Origin of the sequence: Sediminivirga luteola (assembly GCF_014639315.1) — a bacterium.
GTDB lineage: Bacteria > Actinomycetota > Actinomycetes > Actinomycetales > Brevibacteriaceae > Sediminivirga > Sediminivirga luteola.
The window spans coordinates 109,733-129,436 of sequence record NZ_BMFY01000002.1 but is presented as its reverse complement, the minus strand read 5'-3'; the positions used below and the strand labels follow the sequence as shown (position 1 = coordinate 129,436).

At 69.2% G+C, this 19,704-nt stretch carries 19 protein-coding genes; 14 read left to right on the top strand and 5 right to left on the bottom strand.

What is annotated here, in order from left to right; genetic code table 11:
• The first annotated feature begins 49 nt into the window (after positions 1 to 49).
• From IEW13_RS02365 to IEW13_RS02355, 3 genes are all read left to right on the top strand, one after another.
• Positions 50 to 1,381 (top strand): amidase, encoded by a 1,332-nt coding sequence (locus IEW13_RS02365; protein WP_188549322.1) that lies wholly within the window; start codon positions 50 to 52, stop codon positions 1,379 to 1,381.
• A 143-nt stretch (positions 1,382 to 1,524) separates the two neighbouring features.
• A complete protein-coding gene (locus IEW13_RS02360; RefSeq protein WP_188549321.1) occupies positions 1,525 to 1,722 on the top strand; it encodes a hypothetical protein in 198 nt (65 codons plus the stop codon).
• 7 nt (positions 1,723 to 1,729) lie between these two features.
• Complete coding sequence (locus IEW13_RS02355) at positions 1,730 to 3,148, top strand: amidase (protein WP_188549320.1); 1,419 nt, start codon at positions 1,730 to 1,732, stop codon at positions 3,146 to 3,148.
• A 241-nt stretch (positions 3,149 to 3,389) separates the two neighbouring features.
• On the opposite strand, the gene IEW13_RS02350 is transcribed toward IEW13_RS02355, so the two are convergent.
• On the bottom strand, positions 3,390 to 4,181 hold the full coding sequence (locus IEW13_RS02350; protein WP_188549319.1) for an exodeoxyribonuclease III: 792 nt from the start codon (positions 4,179 to 4,181) through the stop codon (positions 3,390 to 3,392).
• A gap of 125 nt (positions 4,182 to 4,306) precedes the next feature.
• Positions 4,307 to 5,065: an MOSC domain-containing protein gene (locus IEW13_RS02345; protein ID WP_188549318.1), complete on the bottom strand. Its 759-nt coding sequence runs from the start codon at positions 5,063 to 5,065 to the stop codon at positions 4,307 to 4,309.
• 258 nt (positions 5,066 to 5,323) lie between these two features.
• Between IEW13_RS02345 and IEW13_RS02340 the strand changes: the two genes are divergently transcribed.
• From IEW13_RS02340 to IEW13_RS02315, 6 genes are all read left to right on the top strand, one after another.
• A complete protein-coding gene (locus IEW13_RS02340; protein ID WP_188549317.1) occupies positions 5,324 to 6,148 on the top strand; it encodes a thioesterase family protein in 825 nt (274 codons plus the stop codon).
• Positions 6,145 to 6,963 carry an SDR family NAD(P)-dependent oxidoreductase gene (locus IEW13_RS02335; protein ID WP_229744881.1) on the top strand — a complete coding sequence of 273 codons (819 nt, stop codon included), beginning with the start codon at positions 6,145 to 6,147 and terminating at the stop codon, positions 6,961 to 6,963. The genes IEW13_RS02340 and IEW13_RS02335 overlap by 4 nt, the downstream gene beginning before the upstream one ends.
• Positions 6,964 to 7,424: 461 nt before the next feature.
• Positions 7,425 to 8,003, top strand: coding sequence for an orotate phosphoribosyltransferase (gene pyrE / locus IEW13_RS02330; RefSeq protein WP_373283531.1), 579 nt, complete (start codon positions 7,425 to 7,427; stop codon positions 8,001 to 8,003).
• Positions 8,004 to 8,150: 147 nt separating this feature from the next.
• The gene (locus IEW13_RS02325; protein ID WP_188549315.1) at positions 8,151 to 9,047 is read left to right on the top strand and encodes an ABC transporter ATP-binding protein; all 897 of its coding nucleotides are present in this window, start codon (positions 8,151 to 8,153) and stop codon (positions 9,045 to 9,047) included.
• Positions 9,047 to 10,960, top strand: a complete 1,914-nt coding sequence (locus IEW13_RS02320) for an ABC transporter permease (RefSeq protein ID WP_188549314.1) — start codon at positions 9,047 to 9,049, stop codon at positions 10,958 to 10,960. Before IEW13_RS02325 ends, IEW13_RS02320 begins: the two co-directional genes overlap by 1 nt.
• Positions 10,961 to 11,103: 143 nt before the next feature.
• Positions 11,104 to 11,733 carry a TrmH family RNA methyltransferase gene (locus tag IEW13_RS02315; RefSeq protein WP_188549523.1) on the top strand — a complete coding sequence of 210 codons (630 nt, stop codon included), beginning with the start codon at positions 11,104 to 11,106 and terminating at the stop codon, positions 11,731 to 11,733.
• 437 nt (positions 11,734 to 12,170) lie between these two features.
• On the opposite strand, the gene ykgO is transcribed toward IEW13_RS02315, so the two are convergent.
• Both ykgO and IEW13_RS02305 read right to left on the bottom strand, forming a co-directional pair.
• Entirely contained in the window at positions 12,171 to 12,293 is a 123-nt protein-coding gene (gene ykgO, locus IEW13_RS02310) for a type B 50S ribosomal protein L36 (protein ID WP_188549313.1), read from the bottom strand.
• A gap of 206 nt (positions 12,294 to 12,499) precedes the next feature.
• On the bottom strand, positions 12,500 to 13,894 hold the full coding sequence (locus tag IEW13_RS02305) for an MFS transporter (RefSeq protein ID WP_188549312.1): 1,395 nt from the start codon (positions 13,892 to 13,894) through the stop codon (positions 12,500 to 12,502).
• A 323-nt stretch (positions 13,895 to 14,217) separates the two neighbouring features.
• Here IEW13_RS02305 and fbaA point away from each other — a divergent pair, with 323 nt between their 5' ends.
• The 5 genes from fbaA (at position 14,218) to IEW13_RS02280 (ending at position 18,839) form a co-directional block, all read left to right on the top strand.
• Positions 14,218 to 15,240 carry a class II fructose-bisphosphate aldolase gene (fbaA, locus tag IEW13_RS02300; protein WP_188549311.1) on the top strand — a complete coding sequence of 341 codons (1,023 nt, stop codon included), beginning with the start codon at positions 14,218 to 14,220 and terminating at the stop codon, positions 15,238 to 15,240.
• A gap of 111 nt (positions 15,241 to 15,351) precedes the next feature.
• Complete coding sequence (locus IEW13_RS02295) at positions 15,352 to 16,200, top strand: ABC transporter permease (RefSeq protein WP_188549310.1); 849 nt, start codon at positions 15,352 to 15,354, stop codon at positions 16,198 to 16,200.
• Entirely contained in the window at positions 16,193 to 16,975 is a 783-nt protein-coding gene (locus IEW13_RS02290) for an ABC transporter ATP-binding protein (RefSeq protein ID WP_188549309.1), read from the top strand. Before IEW13_RS02295 ends, IEW13_RS02290 begins: the two co-directional genes overlap by 8 nt.
• Positions 16,976 to 17,057: 82 nt before the next feature.
• Positions 17,058 to 17,771: an MgtC/SapB family protein gene (locus IEW13_RS02285; protein ID WP_188549308.1), complete on the top strand. Its 714-nt coding sequence runs from the start codon at positions 17,058 to 17,060 to the stop codon at positions 17,769 to 17,771.
• Positions 17,772 to 17,873: 102 nt separating this feature from the next.
• Positions 17,874 to 18,839 (top strand): L-lactate dehydrogenase, encoded by a 966-nt coding sequence (locus tag IEW13_RS02280; protein ID WP_188549307.1) that lies wholly within the window; start codon positions 17,874 to 17,876, stop codon positions 18,837 to 18,839.
• Positions 18,840 to 18,927: 88 nt separating this feature from the next.
• On the opposite strand, the gene IEW13_RS02275 is transcribed toward IEW13_RS02280, so the two are convergent.
• A complete protein-coding gene (locus IEW13_RS02275) occupies positions 18,928 to 19,698 on the bottom strand; it encodes a class I SAM-dependent methyltransferase (protein ID WP_188549306.1) in 771 nt (256 codons plus the stop codon).
• Between the last annotated feature and the right edge of the window lie 6 nt (positions 19,699 to 19,704).

Sequence of the window (19,704 nt, the reverse complement as noted above, 5' to 3'; positions counted from 1 at the left end):
CGTCCAGCAGGCGGTGAGTTCTCCTGCATCCCCCGGCGGTACCTCTCAGGTGGCCGCGGCACTGAAGCGGCTTGCCGAGGTGGAGACCCGCATCCGAGCCTTCGTAGACGTCTTCCCAGGCGAAGTGTTGCAGGCGCAGGCGCAACGGCATCGGCCGCGGCAGGCATCCGCCGGTTCCGGGCCCCTGTGCGGGGTGCCGTTCGCGGTGAAGGATCTTTACGATGTCGCTGGCCGCGCGACCCGCAGCGGCTCCGCCGCTTCGGACCCAGAGCCGGTCGCGGCGGACGCCACGGCTGTTGCCGCGTTGCGTGCCGCAGGTGCCATCCTGATCGGTAAGACGGTCACCCATGAGTATGCTTTCGGCGCCATGTCGCCGCCCGCGCGAAACCCCTGGGACCTGAGCCGCGTGCCATCCGGTTCCAGTGGCGGGTCCGCTGCAGCGGTCGCCGCCGGAGTCGTGCCCGTGGCGCTGGGGACGGACACTGGAGGTTCCATCCGGATGCCCGCCGCGGCATGTGGCGTGGTCGGATTCAAACCAACCTTCGGCTTGATCGGCCGGACGGGGATTTTCCCGCTCAGCAGCACCCTGGACCATGCCGGGCCGATCACCGCCACGGTGGCGCTGGCCGCGGCCGTCGTCGACGCCCTGGCAGGCGCGGATCCAGCGGATCCTGGCAGCAAAAGTTCCCCGGCTCCTGGTGCGACAGAAGGACTGGACCGGGGCGTCAAGGGGATCCGGCTGGGGATCCCGGAACCGTTCTTTTTCGAGAACGCCGATGCTGATGTCGCCGATGCGGTGATGGCCGCGGCGGTTACCCTGGAAGCCGCCGGTGCGCAGCTGGTTCCGGTCACGTTTCCCGGCGCCCGGAATTGCGGGGACGCGGTACTGGCCATTGCCGCCGCTGAGGCAGCGCACGTTCATCGGGAACGTTTCGCCGCGCGGCCCGGTGACTATGGCGAGGACGTCGCGGAGGCATTGCGCATGGGCGCCAGCTTGAGTGCGATGGACCTTGTTGATGCCTACCGGTTCCAGGAGGCGTTGCTGAGCGAGGCAGCCGGGCTCTTCGAGCAGGTCGATGCGGTGCTGACTCCGACGATGGGAACTGCTCCTCCCGAGCTGGGCGCCGAGTCCATGGTGCTCGCCGGTCAACGCGTGCCGACCCTGACAGGTATGAACGCTATGACCGTTCACGCCAATCTGTTGGGTGCGCCGGCGCTGGCGGTTCCGGCCGGGTTCAGCACCCGCCGGCTACCGATCAGCGCGCAGATCATCGCCGCACCCGGTCAAGACGCCTTGGCTTTGGCGATCGGGCATGCCTACGAATCGCTGACTGAATGGCATACCGCCACACCACCGGTGCACGCCTTATCCACCGCCTAGGACATTCACCGGCAGGGAGGCCCTGCCGGTGTCCGGGCGGCATGGCGATGCCGTCCAGCGTTCCGATCTCACGGCGATCTCGGACGCATATCTGGCTCTGACCCGCACCACGAGACCCTGACCCGCACCACGAGGAGGAAACCATGCCCGATCCCGCGCCGGCCCTCACCGAGGACATCGTCGCCACAGTGCTCGGCTTCGCCCGCAGCAATGTGGACCCGGAACGCATCGCAGACAAGATCGATCAGTACCGGCCGTTGCTTGAGATGAGCCGGAGCGACGTGTTCAGGCCCCTGGGTGAGATCCCGCCCGCCACCGCTTTCAACGCACGATGGGAGTGAAACGACCATGGAACCGTACGAACTGAGTTTCTCCGAGGCCGCCGAGAAGATCCGCACCCGTGAGTTGTCACCGGTGGAACTGGTCGAATCGTCTCTGGGCCGCATCAAAGAGACTGAACCGGCGATCAATGCCTTTGCCACCGTCACCGAAGAGAGCGCGCTGCGTCAGGCTGCCGCTGCTGCGCAGGAGATCGCGAACGGGCATTATCGAGGACCCCTCCACGGCATCCCGCTCGGTGTCAAGGATCTTTACGATACGGCCGGAGTACTCACCACCTCCAGTTCCCGGGTCCGCGCCGACTACGTCCCGGATGCCGACAGCGTCGCCGTCGCCAAGCTCACTGCCGCCGGGATGATCGTGGTGGGCAAAACGCACACCCATGAGTTCGCTTTCGGCGCCACCACGCCGACGACACGCAATCCATGGGATACCTCGAAGGTTCCCGGCGGCTCTAGCGGCGGTTCCGGTGCCGCGGTGGCGTCAGGGTCGGTGACGGTCGCCCTCGGCAGTGATACCGGTGGCTCTATCCGGATTCCCGCCTCGGTCTGTGGAACCGTCGGCTTGAAACCCACTTACGGCCGTGCGCCCCGATGCGGGGTCGCGTCATTGTCATGGTCCCTGGACCATGTGGGCCCGCTGACCCGGAATGTCCGCGAAGCGGCACTGGTCATGGCAGCGATGTCCGGGTACGACCGCCGTGATCCAGCGAGCGTCGACCTTCCGGCGCCCGATTGGAGCGCGGACCTGGACGGCTCAGTCGCCGGTGTCCGGATTGGGATCCCCGTCAATTTCTATAACGAGCGGGTCCAACCGGAAGCATGGTCGGCGGCGATGTCCGCGGCCGATGTCGTTGCCAGCTTGGGCGCGGAGCTGGTGAAGGTGGAGATCCCCATGGCGGAGACGATCATGGCCGCGGAATGGACGATCATGCTTGCCGAAGCCAGCTCCTACCATCAGGAAGCCCTGCGGGACACGCCGGAGCTGTTCACTGACGAGGTCCGAGTGCTCCTCGAAGCAGGCGAGGCAGTGCTGGCGACCAGCTACATCAACGCGCTACGCAGCCGGACGTTGATGCAGGCCGGGTGGAAGGACATGTTCCGGGACATCGACGTGCTTCTTGCCCCAACGGTTCCCGGCCCGGGCGTCGATGCTGAGAATCCGGTCTTCGCGTGGGCGGCCGATGATGTCGAGGCGGCGACGAGTGCTTACAGCCGGGTCTGCGCGCCGGCGAATCTGACCGGATTGCCGGCGATCTCCGTCCCAGTCGCTTTCACCGCGGAAGGAGGACTGCCGCTGGGGGCTCAGGTCATCGGCAAACCCTTCTGCGAGGGCGACGTCATCCGGATCGCAGCCGCCTATGAGGCCGCCACGGATCACGTCGGGAGGGTGGCGCCGATGTCGATGCGTGTCTCCAGCGTGTCCTGATCTGTCGGCACAAGACCGTCAGTATCCATACCGCCCCCGGCGCCGCATCTGCCAGCGCCAGGCCAGGATGATCGAGGACCCGGATCGTCCTGGCCTGGTGCACCGGCCGTTGTCCGTGCCGCGGCAGGGCCAGCTCTGTAGAGCGGGCGCAGAACGTCCGTTACGGCGTTACGGATCGTTGCGTGCAGCCGTACCATCCGCTGAGCCCGGCGGGAGGGGCTTTAGCTCAGAGCGTGAACCCTCAGAGATCGAAGTCGGCGATCACCGGCGCGTGATCCGATGCGCCCTTGCCCTTGCGTTCCTCGCGGTCGATGCGTGCGCCGCTGACGGCGCGCTGGAGCGCGGGACTGCCCAGGACGAAGTCGATGCGCATGCCTTTCTTCTTGGGGAAGCTCAGGTTCTGGTAGTCCCAGAACGTGTAGACACCGGGGCCAGGGGTGAACTGGCGCGTCACGTCCCGGAATCCGGCCTCTTCGAGGCGCGCGAACGCTTCGCGCTCCGCAGCCGAGACATGCGTGGCGCCTTCGAACTCGGCCATGTCCCAGACGTCCTCGTCCTCGGGGGCGATGTTGAAGTCACCGCACAGGGCGATCGGGGCTTCCGGTTCTGCGTCGAGCTGCTGCCGCGCATCCAGCCTGAGGTTCTCCAGCCATTCGAGCTTGTACGTGTAATGCGGGTGATTGAGTTCGCGTCCGTTGGGCACATAGAGCGAGTAGACCTTCACGCCGCCGGTGAGCGCGGAGATGGCACGCGCTTCCACCGCAGGCTCATCGCCGAAGCCCGGGACGTTCTCGAAACCGAGCTGAACGTCCTCAAGCCCCACCCGAGACGCAATGGCCACGCCGTTCCACTGGTTCAGGCCGTGGAAGGCGACCTCGTACCCGCGGGACTCGAAGACCTCCCGGGGGAACTGCTCGTCCTTGCACTTGAGTTCCTGGATGGCCAGGACATCCACGTCCGAGCGGTCCAGGAAGCCCCCGACGCGCTCAGCGCGGGCACGGATGGAGTTCACGTTCCAGGTAGCGATGCGCACGCGATTAATCCTAAGGGGTTGCCGGGGTGACGCGCAGAGGCGAGCGCACTGCGATGCGCGGCGGGGCGAGGCGTCTCACCGGGTCACCGGCCGTTTCCCTCCCCGAGGCGGCGGGCCACGCCACCTCACGGGTGCGCACCGGGCGCGGCGCGCACCGTGCCGGGAACACGCACGGATGCGTACACGCCGAACACCGGCTCCCGCCGCCCCGGTCTGGCGGACAGTGTGCCGAGCAGGCTCCGGCCTCGCCCGCCGGTCTCCGGATCGATGTCGATCACGGCGCACCGCGGCACGGGTTCTCCCACATGCACCACCGCGTTGCCGAGCTTCAGATCGCGGCCTGCCCAGCACTCCTCTTCGAACGGTTCCTCGGTCCTCACGACGAGCGTGGGTCGGTACCGGCGCCAGTCGCCCGCCTCACTACGCCCGGACGCGGCCACCACCGCATGCAGGGAAGCCGTCCCTACGAGCGTCACCTGATCCCCGTAGACGACCCCGCCCCGGAGTGCGCGGGCCAGCTGCACGGGACGGTTCAGATACCGGGAGAACGCGGCGGCGAACGGGCCGCCGACCAGTTCCAGGGTGAGGGTGCGTCCCCAGTACTCTGCTTCGATCTGCCCGCCGGCCGGCTCCGGGGAAGCGGAGATCGGCGGTTGACCCGGGACCGTCGCCTCCAGCTGCCCGCCCGACCACCGCACCACCACGGCCAGGAGCGCTGGGTGCTGCACCGTGCGCAGGACGGTTCCGGCTTCGGCGTCGACCAGGCAGAACTCCCGGTCTCCCGCCGGTCCGCCCTGATCCAGGATCACCTGAGGCCGGGACAGATGCCGGGTGCCCTTCATGGGTGAGAGCCCGGCCGCCACGACATCGAGCGCCGCCACCATGCTGCCTCCTCGCGAAGTCCCGGTTCCTTCCTCTCAGCCTACGTGCGCCACCCGACCGGCGGGCTGCGTGTCGCCGCGCCCGCACCCGGCTTGTCAGGGGTACGCGCCCGCACCGGCTTGCCAGGGGGACGCGGCCGCCCGCGGTTTCCCAAGGGGACCGGGAACGCGCCGGCACGCGGTGTCCCAGGGGAGCGGAACGCGCCGAGGGTCGGGGGCGCTGGCACCGCGGGTTGGCGGACGTTCGTATAGCATTCCGGCATGGGATCCACGCACCTCGGACTGGACGGCGAGCCCGTCCCCGACGCCTACTTCGTCCGCACCGCTGAGGGCTCGGATTCCTCGGAGTTCCACTCGACGCTCCACTCGCAGGGGGCGTGGCAGCCGGGTGAACAGCACATGGCGGCGGCCAGCGGCCTGCTGATCCACGAGATCGAGCGCCGCCATCCGCGGGAGGACGTCGCGATCTCCCGGATCTCCTTCGACATCCTGGGTGTCATCCACGGCGGCCGGTTCACCATCGAGACAGCTGTTCTCCGGCCCGGCAGGACCATCGAGCTGATCGAGGCGACCCTCGCCCATGACGGCCGGGCGGCCATCCGGGCCCGGGTCTGGCGGCTCGTCCTCGGGGATACCGCCCATCTGGCCGACGCCGATCTACCGGCCCTCCCGCCGCCTACGGAGAGCCGGCCGAGCGATGTCATGACCTCCGTGTGGGCCGGGGGCTTCATCGCCTCCCTGGATGCCCTGCCGGCCGGGGACGGGGAGCCGGGCGTCGGCCGGATCTGGCTGCGGCACCGCCATCCGCTTGTACTGGACGAACCCAGCCCGGGCATCGCGCCCGTCATGGGCCTGGTGGACGTCGCCAACGGGATCGCGCTCAAGCTCGATCCGCACCAATACCTCTACCCCAACGTCGATCTGGACGTGCATCTCTTCCGCACCCCCGCAGCCGGAATGCTCGGCATCGAGGCACGCGTGTCGATCGGCCCGGACGGCCGCGGGCTGACCTCCTCCGTGCTCCACGACCAGGACGGCCCCTTCGGCACGGCTGCTCAGTCGCTGACCGTGAGGAACCGCGCGTGACCTCCGACGGACGGCACTGGGACTTCCGTCCGGGAACAGGGCGCGGGCCTGTGCCCACGGCGCTCGTCACGGGCGCCACGAGCGGCATCGGCCTGGCGTTCGCGCGCCGGCTCGCCGGTGAGGGCTACGGAGTGATCGCCGTCGCGCGCGACCGGGAGCGGCTTTCCCGGGTCGGCCGGGAACTCGCCGCGCTGCACCACGTGCCGGCCGAGACGCTGCCGGCCGATCTTGCCACCGGAGAGGGCATCGCCGCGGTGGCCGCCCGGCTGGAGGACCCCCGGTGCCCCGTGGATGTGCTGGTGAACAACGCGGGTTCCGGGCTGCGCGCCACATTCCTGGACAGCCGGCCGGAGGAGGCAGCGGACCTGGACACCCTGCTCTACCGCAGTGTGAGCGAACTGTCGTGGCGCGCGGCCCACGCCATGCGCAGTCGTGGCCGGGGCGGCATCGTCAACGTCACATCGCTGGCCGCGCTGTTCACGTCCGGCCCCTACTCCGCGAGCAAGGCCGCCGCGACGGTGATCACCGAAGCCCTCGCCGCCGAGCTGCGCGGCACCCCGGTCACAGCAACCGCCGTGATGGCGGGCTTCGTGATCACCGAGTTCCATGCCCGCGCGGGCATGTCTCTGGCGGGCGTGCCCGGGTTCCTGCGCCTGGATGCCGATGCGGTGGCGCGGCAGGCGCTCAGGGACGCCCGCGCCGGCCGTGTGCTGTCCGTGCCGGGCGCCTTCTACCGTGCTCTCGCGCCGGTCCTCAGAGCGGCGCCCCGAGGGTTCGTTCGGGAAATAAGCAGGAACTTTCAAAGCGCGCGATGATTCGCTTCCGACGGACGTGAGAGCAACTCCGTGAGAGGCCGCTTGCCCAGCAATGGCGCGGCAGATCACGATTTGGAAACGTTCGCGGCGGAGTACCAGGATAGGCCCGCGACCGGGTTTACAAAGCGCCGGCAAGCGGGTTGAATAGTGAGCGTATTCATCCAGTGGGGACTGGTGAATGCTGAAACGGACGTATGGGGATGCGTCCGGGTACTCGAGGGGAGTGCAGGAGAAAGCCCCGGTTCGTAGCGGTTTCGCTCGCCGGGGCTTTCTTCTGCCCGGACACCGGTCCCGGGCTCTGCGGGTTGAACAGGCAGGCGTCGGTCGGAGCGGGCGTCGCCCCGGTTCCGGCCTGCTGCGGCCACCCGCCCCCTCCGGCACCGGTTCCGAGCCCGGGTCCGCCGGCAGTACGGGGAGCCTGATCTCCAGGCTGCCGCAGAGCCGCCGGAGCGCACTCTAGGATGGACCCCATGACGACTTCCTATGCCGACGACCGCGCTGCCCTGATCGAACTCATCAAGGAACGCGCCGTCATCCACGAGCATGTGGTGCTCTCCTCCGGCCTGGAGGCCGACTACTACCTTGACCTGCGCCGCGTCACCCTGGACGCGGAGGTCGCCCCGCTCATCGGACGGGTGATGCTCGGACTGGTGGAATCCGCCGGCGTGCTCGAAGGAGTCCAGGCCGCGGGCGGGCTGACGATGGGCGCGGACCCGGTCGGTACCGCGATGCTGCACCAGGCCGCCGCGCAGGGCCGGAAGCTTGACGCCTTCGTGGTCCGCAAAGAAGCCAAGAAGCACGCCCTGGCCCGCCGCATCGAGGGCCCGGAGGTCTCCGGCCGCACCGTCGTGGCCGTGGAAGACACCTCGACCACGGGGAACTCCGTGCTCAGCGCGGTCGAGGCGCTCCGGGAAGCGGGTGCCACGGTCGCGGCAGTCGCCGTCATCGTCGATCGGGACACCGGTGCCAGGGAACGAGTCGAGGCAGCCGGTCTGCCCTACCTCGCAGCCATCACCACCGAGGACCTCGGCCTGGCCTGAGGGGAGCTCGCCGTCCGGCAAACGGGGCCTCATGCGCTGCGAATGCGCTGAAAAACCGGGCGGCTCGTCCATCCGACGTTTGCCCCGGACCCCGCCGGGGGCCAGACTGTACTTCGGTAACCGTCCCGACTCAGGAGGACAACGCACGTGCTCAGTGTGAACGGCATCACGCAGAAGATCGGCAGCCGCACGGTGCTGGACGACGTCAGCTTCGATGCCGCGCCCGGCCGGATCACCGGCGTGCTGGGCCCCCGCGGAAGCGGCAAGACGGTCCTCGCGCACATCCTGATGGGACTCGTCGACGCCGATGAAGGTTCCATCGAGCTGGAACGGAACGAGCTGACCGGCGGCGACCGGCAGAACTTCGGCTATCTGCCCGCCGAGCGCGGCCAGTACCCCGGTATGCGGGTGCTGGAGCAGATCGTCTACTTCGCCCGGCTCCACGGCATGACGCTGGGTGCCGCGGAGAAGAACGGCGTGACCCTCCTCTCCAGGCTGGACCTGGCCGACCGCGCCTATGCCACGCTGAACCAGCTCTCCGGCAGCGAGGTCGCCCGAGTGGAGATCGCCTCCGTGCTCGCCGCCGACCCGGATGTGGTGATCCTGGACGAGCCCTTCGCCGGACTGGACGCCAAGAGCGCGGACCTCGTCTTCGAGCTGCTACGGGACCACGCCGACTCGGGCGTTCCGGTCCTCTTCCTCTCCAGCAACTGGGAGATGACCCAGGCCGCCGCCGATGACGTCATCGTCCTCGAGCACGGACGCATCCTGGCAGCCGGACCCGTCAGGGAACTCATCGCCGCCGGCGACGACTACCTGGTCCGCCTGCGCGACGCCGGTGACGTCCCGCAGGCGCTGGACGTCCTCGCCTCGGTGGGCGCGGAGGGGCTGGAGGCGGACGACGCGGAGATCACCTTCGCCGCACGTTCCCCGGAGGCGGCTTCCACCGCACTGGCAGCGCTGCTGGCGGTGGCGCCGTCGAGCGTGGCGTCCTTCTCACCCCGAACCAAATCACTCGCCGAGCAGTACCGGGAGGTGCTCTGATGGTCAGCCGTTCCACGCCCAGCCCCCAGGAGCCGGAGCGCGACGATCAGTCCCCCACCGGTAGCGACGCCGAGGAGACCACGACGACGGGCGCGCCCTCCGCCGAGAGAACGGATCAGGAAGACGCCCTCCTGGACGAGGACGCGCTGATCGTCGACGAGGACGAGACCCTCGACGTCGAAGACGACTTCATCGCCGATGAGACGGCGGACGACGACGTCGATGAAGCATCGGAAGCTGCACCCGCCGATGCTGACAGCGCCGACAGCCCTGACAGCGCCGGCAGAGGCGATTCCGGGCGCGATGACGACGCCGGAGCGGCCGAAGACGGTGCGCCCGACGACGCTGACAGCGCCGATGGCCAGGACGACGATGCGCCCGCCGATGACGCCGGCGGGGCCGGTAGCGGCGGCATCGACGACGCGATTCCCTTCGAACTGAAGGAGGATCTCCCGGATCCGGAGGACGAGCCAAAGACCGGCCTGGTCTCGGAACTGCGCGAACTCACCTTCAACCAGGCCGCCTGGCTGGTCTCGAACCGGGAGGCGGGAGCCGCCGCCCGCAGCCCGCTGTACCTCATCCCGACCCTGCTGATCATCCTGGGCGTGATGGCGGGCCTGGCCATCGGCATCGCCCGTGACCAGGGCGCCGGCGACGCCGGTGATTCCACCCTCGCCGTCGTGGGCATCTCGGACGAGGCGCAGATCGCGCAGTTCGAACAGGCCTACGGGTTCTCGGTGCTGGCGGTGGAGAGCCCGGAAGCCGCCGAGCAGGCCGTGCGCGCCGGTGACGCCGACGCCGCCCTGCTGCCTGACACCACCGGCATGGGGGCGCCGCAGATCATCGCCCTGAACGAGGAGCCGACCGCGATCCTGGAGGCGATCAACCCGCCTCAGGAGGTCATCTACCTGGAGACGCCGGCCATCGGCGAGCCCCTGTCCACCGCGTTCGCCTGGGGCCTCGCGCTGCTTCTGGTGCTCTCCGCGACGGGCCTGGGCACGGCGATGTTCGCCAATCTGCTGGTTGAACGCCGCAACCGCATCGGCGAGGTCCTCGCCGCGGCGGTCCCGCCGCGGGCCGCGGCATGGGGCCGGGTCTACGGCGCCACCGCACTGTCGCTGAGCCATCTGGCGATCGGCTACGTGCTCCTGGTGCTGGGGCTGTCCATCGCCGGTCGCACGGAGATCGTGATGGCTGCGCTGCCGACCCTGGGCTGGTTCGCTGCGCTGTTCGCACTCACGGTCTTCCTGTACGTTTCGCTGCTGCTGGCCTCCGCCTCCGCGGTGGGGCAGCGCGCCCGCAAGATCGGTTATGGCATCGTCACCGGCCTGCTGGTCCTGGCCTCGCTCGCACCGCTGCTGCTGGAGCGCTTCACCGAGGTGCTGTACTGGCTGTCCTTCGCGCCGCTGACCTCGCCGGTGGCGATGTCGCTCCGGCTGATGGGCGGCAGTGCCGAGTGGTGGGAGCCGCTCATCGCGGTCGGCGTGACCCTCGTGGTGGGCATCATCGCCTATCTGATCGGGCAGCGCGGCTACCTGGCGAACATGCTCCGCGGAGCCGGGCGGGGAGGCCGCGTCGCCGTCGCCAAGCGGGACCGCAAGGCCGCCAAAGCGCAGAAGGGCAAGAGCGGCGTGAAGACCGCTGCCGGTACCGCCGCCGGCGCCTCGGCAGCGGCAGGCGTGGCGTTGTCGGCTGAGGACGACGGCGAAACGGACTCCGCCGCGGACTCCGCTGCCGGGCAGCCCGGCACTGAGGACGAGCCGGACGCCGATGACCCCCAGGACGCTGCGGACGAAGCCAAGGATGACGCCGGCGACGACGACCCCGGCACCGGCGGGGACATCGACGACGACAGCACCGACGACGGTACCGACGACGAGCCGGGCGACGAGGACGAGACGATCTCACGGTGAGCCTGCCGCCGCGGGAGCGCGACGGGGACCGGCACGCGCTGTCGCCCGCCGCCGGGTCCCCGGAGGACACCACCGTGACGGGATCACGCATCGGCGCCCGGGAAGTGCAGCCGGGACCGCACACCCCGGCCGGGCCTGAGGTCATGACTCCGGCGGAGGGGATCGCCCAGCCCGGTGTCGGGCCGTGGCAGGGTCCGCTGCCCGAGGGACAGCACTGGGACCCGGAGCTGCTGGCTCACGGCGACCGGCGCAACGTCGTGGACCGCTACCGGTACTGGCGGCATGAGGCCATCGTCGCCGACCTCGACCGGGACCGCCACGGCCTGCACATCGCGGTGGAGAACTGGCAGCACGACCTGAACATCGGCTCGGTGGTGCGCACCGCCAACGCCTTCAACGTCGCCGCCGTCCACATCGTCGGGCGGCGGCGGTGGAACAGGCGCGGCGCGATGGTGACCGACCGCTATCAGCACGTGCACCATCACCCCGAGATCGGCGATCTGCTGGCCTTCGGCCGGCACGAGGGACTGCCGCTCATCGGGGTGGACAACTTCCCCGAATCGGTGCCGCTGGAGACCTACCGGTTCCCGGAACGCTGCATCCTGGTCTTCGGGCAGGAAGGGCCGGGACTGTCCGAGCCCATGCGGCAGGCCTGCGAGGCGGTGCTGTCCATCGCGCAGTTCGGCTCGACTCGCTCCATCAACGCGGCGGCGGCCGCCGCCATCGCGATGCACGGCTGGGTCCGCCAGCACGTCTTCGATCAGCGCCCCTGAGCCGACTACGAGCCGGGCCAGCCCCGAGCCAACCCCGGGCCGAGGACCACGCGCCACCGGGACAAGCGCGCCACGGCTGCCCCCGGCGTCGGCGGCGTGCGAGAAATCCCACGGCTGTTTCACAAGACCGCCGGAGATCAGCCGTGGGAATTCGAAACAGGGGAGGCATTTTCAATGCCGACGTCAGCAGAAGTGGGGCTAAGCCAAGGTCGGCGCCACCGGTGGGTTGCAGCGTCCTCAATCCGGTCGATGCCGTCGTGCTGCCAGGCCAGTGTGGCCAGGCGCGCTGCGGTACTCGGGCCCGCCGATCACCGAAGCGCAGACCGGCACTAGTGTGGCCATGCGCGCTGCGGTACCTGGCTGCGCCCGGACGCACGAAGGCCCCGCGACCGGCGATCCGGTGCGGGGCCTTCGAAGCGGCGTACGCGCAGGCGCTGTCAGCCCTGGCGCGCCTTCAGACGGGGGTTCTTCTTGTTGATCACGTAGGTGCGGCCGCGGCGGCGGACGATCTGCGAACCGGGCTGGTTCTTCAGCGACCGCAGGGAGTTGCGTACCTTCATCTCTCGCTCCGTTTCCTCTTGGGTGCCTTGGGGCTCGTCGTTCACGGCGCAGAGCGCCGAATAAGAGTCCTCACTCATGCTGCGCCCAATGCCAAACAGTGCTACTTTACAGGTTCTGCCCGTACGGGGCCACTTCGAGCACCAGGACCAGCCCGGACCCCGCCTGGTCGCCGCTGACGAACTGCCGCTGACGAGCTGCGATCCGCTCAGGGCACTTGCACGCCGTCCCGGGACGGAGGGCGGATGGGCAGCACGATCAGCAGTCCCACCAGCAGGACGAGGGCGATGCCGAGCGCCCCGGCGCGCTGGAACCCCAGCAGCGAGATGGCTGCCGCGAACATGAAGGGCCCCAGGAAGCTCACCGCGCGGCCGGTCGTCGCGTAGAGGCCGAAGTTCTCGCCCTCCCGTCCCGGTACGGTGATCCGGGCCAGGAAGGTGCGCGACGACGCCTGCACCGGTCCGACGAAGAAGGACAGCACCATCGCGCAGGCCCAGAACACGGCATGCGAATCCGAGAACGCGATCGGCAGCGCCATCACGATCAGCGCCACCAGACCCACCACGATGACCGTCTTGGAGCCCAGCCGGTCATCCACCCACCCGGCCAGGATCGAGCCGATGCCGGCGACGACATTGGCCGCGACGCCCAGCACGATCACCTCGCTGCTGCTGAAGCCATAGGATCCGGCCGCCAGCACGCCCGCGAACGCGAAGATGGCTGCCAGGCCGTCGCGGTAGATCGCCGCTGCCAGGAAGAAGTGCAGCGTACGGCGCTCGGTGCGGAACATCTGCACCAGCCGCGCGATCAGCCGCTTGTAATCGGACAGGAAGGCGCGCACGCCCGCCACGATCCCGGTGGCACGCGCCGCGTGCGCTGCCGGAAGCCGGGGCGGGGCCTTGGGACCCCAGATCAGGACCGGCACCGCGAAGACGGCGAACCAGACCGCGGCCAGCAGCGCAACCATCCGGTAGCGGGCGCCGTCCTCGTCCGTGACGCCGAACAGCCCGACCTCCGGGGAGATCACCGTCACCAGCAGCAGGACCAGCAGCACCAGGCCGCCGATGTATCCCATGCCCCAGCCGAAACCGGAGACCTTGCCGAAGTCCTTCGCCGTCGTCAGCCGCACCAGCATGCCGTTGTAGGAGACCTCGGCGAACTCGAAGAAGACACTGCCCACGCCCATCAGGATCAGTCCCAGCAGCAGGTACTCGGGGGAATCCTGCACGAAGAACATGCCGGCCATGCAGGCGGCGATCACGACGGTGTGGAAGCCGAGCCAGAAACGGTGCCGGCCGGCGACGTCGGCGCGGGTTCCCACCGCCGGTGCCACCACGGCGATGACGAACCCGGCGATGGACAGCGCGTAACCGAGCTGCTCGCTGCCGGTGGTCTCGTCGGCGGCGACCCCGCTGACCAGGTACGGGGAGAACACGAAGGTCACGATGACTGCGTTGAACGCCGCCGAGCCCCAGTCCCACAGCGCCCAGGAGGTCACCGCGCGGCGGCGCTCCCACCGCGAGGAGAACACCGGTCCGCCAGGCGCCGCACCCGGGGCGGCACCGTCATCGGCGGAGGGAACCGGGTCCGCGCTGCTCGTCATGTCCGAAGACTATCCAAACGAAGATGAACGGCCGGTGACATCGTTTCGTTCGCCGTAGCGAGTCGTCCGGGTCCGGTCTCTTCGCCGGCTGGCCCGCGGCGGTGTCTTTCCACGGTGTCTTTCCACGCGGCCACCAGCGCCGATGAGCCGGCGATGCACCCGCGACCAGGCGTGCGCGAAGGGCCGTCCGCAACGCGCCACGGGGCCCGCCGGCCGCAGCCGCCGATGCGGTAGGGTGACAGGCGTCGGCCCGCAACAGGAGGCGGGCTTGCCACCGCCGCAGCCCGCGCCCGCGCGGGACGTGAGAGTTTCGAGGAGCAGCCATGCCCATTGCCAGTCCTGAGGTCTACGCCGAACTGCTCGACCGTGCCAAGGAGGGCGGTTTCGCCTATCCTGCGGTGAACTGCACCTCCTCGCAGACCATCAACGCCGCCATCCGCGGCTTCGCCGAGGCCGAGTCCGACGGCATCATCCAGATCTCCACCGGCGGGTCCGAGTACATCTCCGGTCCCACGGTGAAGGACCGTGTCCGCGGTGCCGTCGCCTTCGCGGTGTTCGCGCACGAGGTCGCCAAGTCCTATGACGTGAACATCGTCCTGCACACCGATCACGCGCCCAAGGACGCCGTGGAGCACTGGGTCAAGCCCCTCCTGGCGATCTCCGCCGAGCGGGTCAAGAACGGGCAGGAGCCGCTCTTCGGCTCGCACATGTGGGACGGCTCCGCGGTCCCGCTGGATGAGAACCTCCAGATCGCCGAGGAGCTCCTGGCGCTCTCCGCCGAGGCCAAGACCATCCTCGAAGTGGAGATCGGGGTCGTCGGCGGCGAGGAGGACGGCGTCGAGAACGAGATCAACGAGCAGCTCTACACCACCGTCGACGACGGGCTGGCGACCGCCCGGGCGCTGGGAACGGGCGAGAAGGGCCGCTACCTGACCGCGCTGACCTTCGGCAACGTCCACGGCGTCTACAAGCCCGGCAACGTCAAACTCCGTCCGGGCCTGCTCGGGGAGATCCAGGAGGCCGTCGGCAAGGAGGTCGGCAAGGAGCGCCCCTTCGATCTGGTCTTCCACGGTGGTTCCGGTTCCACCGCGGAGGAGATCGCCGAGGCCGTCGGTCACGGCGTCGTGAAGATGAACATCGACACCGACACCCAGTACGCCTTCACCCGGCCGGTCGCCGACCATATGCTCAAGAACTACGACGGCGTGCTCAAGGTCGACGGCGAGGTCGGCAACAAGAAGACCTACGATCCGCGCGTGTGGGGTAAGGCGGCCGAGGCCGGCATGGCCGCGCGCGTGGTCGAAGCCGCCCAGAATCTCGGTTCGGCCGGCAAGCGGCTGACGTAACGAAGACCTCACGGGTCTGCTTAAGAGGCACCCGGTTCCGGCGCGTACACTAGCTCTCTGTTGCGTAGAATCGAGCAAGCTGCACCTGCCGGAACCGGGAGTCCCATGTCAATGAGCGCGAGTGAGCTGGCGGAGGCGCACGGCCTGGCGAAGGTCGGTGGCCGGCCGCCCCTGCACCACTACCTCGTGCAGGTCTGGCGCCGCCGTGACTTCACCATCTCCCTGGCGCGGTTCCGCATCCAGAGCGAGAACGAGCGCAACCGGCTCGGCATGCTGTGGGTGCTGTTGCGGCCGTGTTTCTCCGCCATCGTCTACGGCCTCGTCTTCGGTCTGATCCTGGCGGCCTCGCGTCCTGACAACTTCGTGCCGTTCCTGGTCATCGGCGTCTTCGCGCTGGAGTTCTTCAACAGCTCGCTCAACCAGGGCGCGAAGTCGATCATCAGCAATTCGGCGCTCGTGCAGTCGCTGCCCTTCCCGCGCATGGTGCTGCCGCTGGCGACGGTCATCCAGCAGCTGATGAACTTCGTGCCGACCCTGGCGCTGATGATCGCGCTGACCATGATCTGGGGTGCCCGGCCGGACGTGCTGTGGCTGCTGCTGATCCCGCTGCTGGCGATCTTCTTCGTCCTCAACACCGGCGTCGGCCTGATCGCGGCCAGGCTGACGGTGCACGTGCGGGACCTGAGCCAGTTCATCCCGTTCATCTCCCGGATGATCTTCTACACCTCCGGCGTGTTCTTCGACCCGATGAACATCGTGCGGGACCACCCGGGGCTGCAGGTGGTCTTCGACTGGCACCCGCTCTACAACATCCTGGCGATCATGCGCGGCATCCTGCTGCCGGACTACGCCATCCCGGAACAGTACTGGCTGCACGTGAGCCTCTGGGCCGTGGTGCTCTTCGTCATCGGCGTGGTGTTCTTCTGGCAGGCCGAGGAACGGTACGGGCGCGATGACTGACACCGCCAGGGACGAGGGACAGGACGCCGTGAACGACAGCGCGCGCACGCCGGTGGTCATCGTCGACGACGTCAAGGTCGACTACCGCGTGCTGGCCACCGGAAAACGACTCGGCGCCGGGGCCTCCCGGCTCTTCGAACGGGGCCGGGCTACCAAGACCGTGCAGGCGCTCAAGGGCGTCTCGTTCATCGCCTACGAGAACGAGAGCATCGGCGTGATCGGCTCCAATGGCTCAGGGAAGTCCACGCTGATGCGCGCCATCACCGGGCTCACGCCGGTCACCTCGGGTGCCGTCTACGCCAAATCGCGGCCCAGCCTGCTCGGCGTGGGCGCGGCGCTGATGAACGAGCTCTCCGGCGAGCGGAACATCATCCTCGGCGGTCTGGCGATGGGCCTGAGCCGCAAGGAGATCGAGTCGCAGTTCGAGGAGATCGTCGATTTCACCGGGATCCGGGACTTCATCGACATGCCGATGCGCACCTACTCCTCCGGGATGTCGGCGCGGCTGAAGTTCGCCATCGCCACCGCCAAGGAACACGAGATCCTCATCGTCGACGAGGCTCTCTCGGTGGGAGACCGGCGCTTCCAGCGCAAGAGCGAAGCGCGCATCCGCGCCATCCGCGAGGCCGCCGGCACGGTGTTCCTGGTCTCGCACTCGATGCGTTCCATCCGTGACACCTGCTCGCGGGTGATCTGGATCGAAAAGGGCGTGCTGATGATGGACGGCGACACGGACGAAGTCGTCAAGGCCTACGAGAAGAGCCAGAACAGCTGAGGTCCGCTGCCTGACACGGCGAGGCGGCACGTCGTCCCACCAGGGGCGCGCCGTATCCTGGCGGTGGACGAGGGGACGGACCATGAACATCACCTTCTGGCCCGAGAGCGCTCCCACCGAGGCGGTGCTCCTGCTGTGCGCTTTCGTGCTCTCCGCCGTCATCGGCGTGGAGCGGGAGATCCGGCATAAGAGCGCCGGTGCCCGCACGCACATTCTGGTGGGGCTCGGCTCGGCGCTGTTCACCCTGGTCTCCGCCTACGGCTTCGCGGAGGTCCTCGGCAGCGACGTGATGCTCGATCCCTCCCGCATCGCCGCGCAGATCGTCACCGGCATCGGGTTCTTAGGCGCCGGCGTGATCTTCGTGCGGCGCAACAGCGTCGCCGGCCTGACCACCGCCGCCTCGATCTGGGTGACCGCCGCGGTCGGCATGGCCTGCGGCGCCGGGATGCCCTTCGCCGCGGTGCTCACCGTGCTGCTGTACCTCTCCGCCGTGACGGTGGTGAACCTGATCGTGCGGCATCTGCCGACGGTGCGTGGCAGCGCGGTCTACGCGGTCCGGTACGAGGACGGCCGCGGGGTGCTCCGGGACCTTCTCCAGCGGGCGTCGGAACTGGGCTATCAGGCCTCCCTGTCCCGCGCCCGGCGGCGGACCGAGCGCGACGGCACCGGCGTGGTGGAGACGACGCTGCGGTTCTCGCGCCGTCAGAGCGCTCCGGTACAGGAAGAGCTGATGCAGCTGCTGACCGAGCACGACGGCGTCGTGCACGTGCAGGCGCTCCAGGACGACCACGACTGAGATCGACGGAGCGGTTCCGCTCCGCGCCCGGGCCGGCCTCCCCCGCGGCCCGGCGCCGGAACGGGCCTTCCCAGGAGGGCGCGGGCGTGTCAGGCTGGGAGCGTGACCGCCACGGGAAACGCCTCTCTGGCCATCGTCGGCGCCGGCAGCGTCGGCACCAGCATCGCCTATGCCGCGCTGATCCGCGGCGCCGCCCGGCACATCGCGCTCTACGACCTCAACGCGGCCAAAGCACGCGCGGAGGTCCTCGACCTGGCGCACGGCAGCCAGTTCGCCGGCAGTGCCGGGATCACCGGTGGCGGGGACATCGGCGTCGTCGAGGGGGCCGATGTCGTCGTGATCACCGCCGGCGCCAAGCAGAAGCCCGGCCAGACGCGACTCGACCTGGCCGCGACCAACGTCGGGATCCTGCGGGAACTCATGCCGCAGCTGATCGCCCGCGCCCCGGACGCGGTGTACCTGCTCGTCACCAATCCCTGCGATGTGCTCACCGTGGCCGCCCAGCGGATCTCCGGCCTGCCGCCGGAGCGCGTGCTCTCCTCCGGCACCGTGCTCGACACCGCCCGGCTGCGCTGGCTCCTGGCGCACCGCGCCGGCGTGGCGCAGCGCAGCGTGCACGCCCATATCGTCGGCGAGCACGGCGACACCGAGTTCCCGCTGTGGTCGACTGCGACGATCGGAGTGACGCCCCTGCGGGACTGGCACCGCGACGGGCTGGCGCCCTTCACCGACGAGGTCCTGGCGGACATCGCCGAGGAGGTCAGGACCGCCGCGTACACGGTCATCCAGGGCAAGGGCGCGACGAACTACGCCATCGGCCTCTCCGCCGTCCGGATCGTCGAAGCGGTACTGCGCGACGAGCGCGTCGTACTGCCGGTCAGCTCGGTGCTGGAAGGCTTCCCCGGGCTGGAGGGCCTCGACGGCGTGGCGCTGTCGGTGCCCAGCGTCGTCTCCGCCGCCGGTGCCCGGCCGGTCTTCCAGACGCCGATGTCACCGGCGGAAACCGCCCAGCTGAGAGCCTCCGCCGCCGCGCTGCAGGAATCCCAGCGCGCGGCGGGCCTGCGGTAGATCCGAGGGCAGGGGCGAACGCCTGCGGAGAACGCGAGCCTGCATCCGTCCATGCCGGGGAACTACAGCTAGCCGGCGGACAGAGTGTTCAGCGCACCCCGTAGACGATGTAATCGTCCAGGTGCTGCCACAGCGTCCCGGCCTCCGCGAACCCGGCGGTGCGCAGCCCCTCCAGATGCAAGACCGGCGAGGCGTCGCGCGCCTCCTCCTCGCGGCCCAGCGCCCTGAACCGGCGGTCGCGTTCGGCCAGCAGTTCCGGCAGGTCCTCCAGGCCCGGCGCCCCGGCCGCATCCGCGAACGCCTCCCACCAGCTTTCCCAGTCGGGGACGCCGGCGGCGTCGGCGGCCGCCCGCCGGCGGGTGGCATCGGCGATCGCGGCGGCTTCCGGCAGCGAACCGGGCGCCAGCTGCGAGTAGTGATCCAGGTTGAGGAACAGCCGGCCGGCCGGGAGCACCTGGGCCAGCTGTTCCAGCAACCCCATCAGCTGGCCCGTGGTCAGCCAGTGCAGCGCAGTGGAGGAGACGATCGCGTCCGGATCGGCATCCACAGCGCGCATCCACGAGGGATCGGTCAGGTCCGCATCGGCGATCACGGCGCGTGAGCCGAACTCCGCCAGATTGTGCTCGGCCAGCCGCAGCAGCGAGGGATCGTGGTCGATCGCGATGACCCGCGCCGAGGGGAATCGCTGCAGCAGCAGGCGGCTGAAGGAGCCGGGACCGGAGCCGATGTCCACGATCAGCTCCGGTCCCGGCCGCCAGGCTTCCAGGGCCAGCATGGCGGTCTCGAAGCGCAACCGCCGATGCGTCACATAGGAGTCCTGCTGCCGTTCCCACAGCGCGATGACGTCCTCAGGCCCCATGACTCT

What these genes read in the sequence shown, in the direction of transcription:
- IEW13_RS02340 (WP_188549317.1), top strand. Translation starts at nt 5,324, where the DNA reads ATGGGATCCACGCACCTCGGACTGGACGGCGAGCCCGTCCCCGACGCC.
- IEW13_RS02355 (WP_188549320.1), top strand. Translation starts at nt 1,730, where the DNA reads ATGGAACCGTACGAACTGAGTTTCTCCGAGGCCGCCGAGAAGATCCGC.
- IEW13_RS02295 (WP_188549310.1), top strand. Translation starts at nt 15,352, where the DNA reads ATGAGCGCGAGTGAGCTGGCGGAGGCGCACGGCCTGGCGAAGGTCGGT.
- IEW13_RS02285 (WP_188549308.1), top strand. Translation starts at nt 17,058, where the DNA reads ATGAACATCACCTTCTGGCCCGAGAGCGCTCCCACCGAGGCGGTGCTC.
- IEW13_RS02305 (WP_188549312.1), bottom strand. Translation starts at nt 13,894, where the DNA reads ATGACGAGCAGCGCGGACCCGGTTCCCTCCGCCGATGACGGTGCCGCC.
- IEW13_RS02360 (WP_188549321.1), top strand. Translation starts at nt 1,525, where the DNA reads ATGCCCGATCCCGCGCCGGCCCTCACCGAGGACATCGTCGCCACAGTG.
- pyrE (WP_373283531.1), top strand. Translation starts at nt 7,425, where the DNA reads ATGGACCCCATGACGACTTCCTATGCCGACGACCGCGCTGCCCTGATC.
- IEW13_RS02320 (WP_188549314.1), top strand. Translation starts at nt 9,047, where the DNA reads ATGGTCAGCCGTTCCACGCCCAGCCCCCAGGAGCCGGAGCGCGACGAT.
- ykgO (WP_188549313.1), bottom strand. Translation starts at nt 12,293, where the DNA reads ATGAAGGTACGCAACTCCCTGCGGTCGCTGAAGAACCAGCCCGGTTCG.
- IEW13_RS02315 (WP_188549523.1), top strand. Translation starts at nt 11,104, where the DNA reads ATGACTCCGGCGGAGGGGATCGCCCAGCCCGGTGTCGGGCCGTGGCAG.
- IEW13_RS02290 (WP_188549309.1), top strand. Translation starts at nt 16,193, where the DNA reads ATGACTGACACCGCCAGGGACGAGGGACAGGACGCCGTGAACGACAGC.
- fbaA (WP_188549311.1), top strand. Translation starts at nt 14,218, where the DNA reads ATGCCCATTGCCAGTCCTGAGGTCTACGCCGAACTGCTCGACCGTGCC.
- IEW13_RS02345 (WP_188549318.1), bottom strand. Translation starts at nt 5,065, where the DNA reads ATGGTGGCGGCGCTCGATGTCGTGGCGGCCGGGCTCTCACCCATGAAG.
- IEW13_RS02275 (WP_188549306.1), bottom strand. Translation starts at nt 19,698, where the DNA reads ATGGGGCCTGAGGACGTCATCGCGCTGTGGGAACGGCAGCAGGACTCC.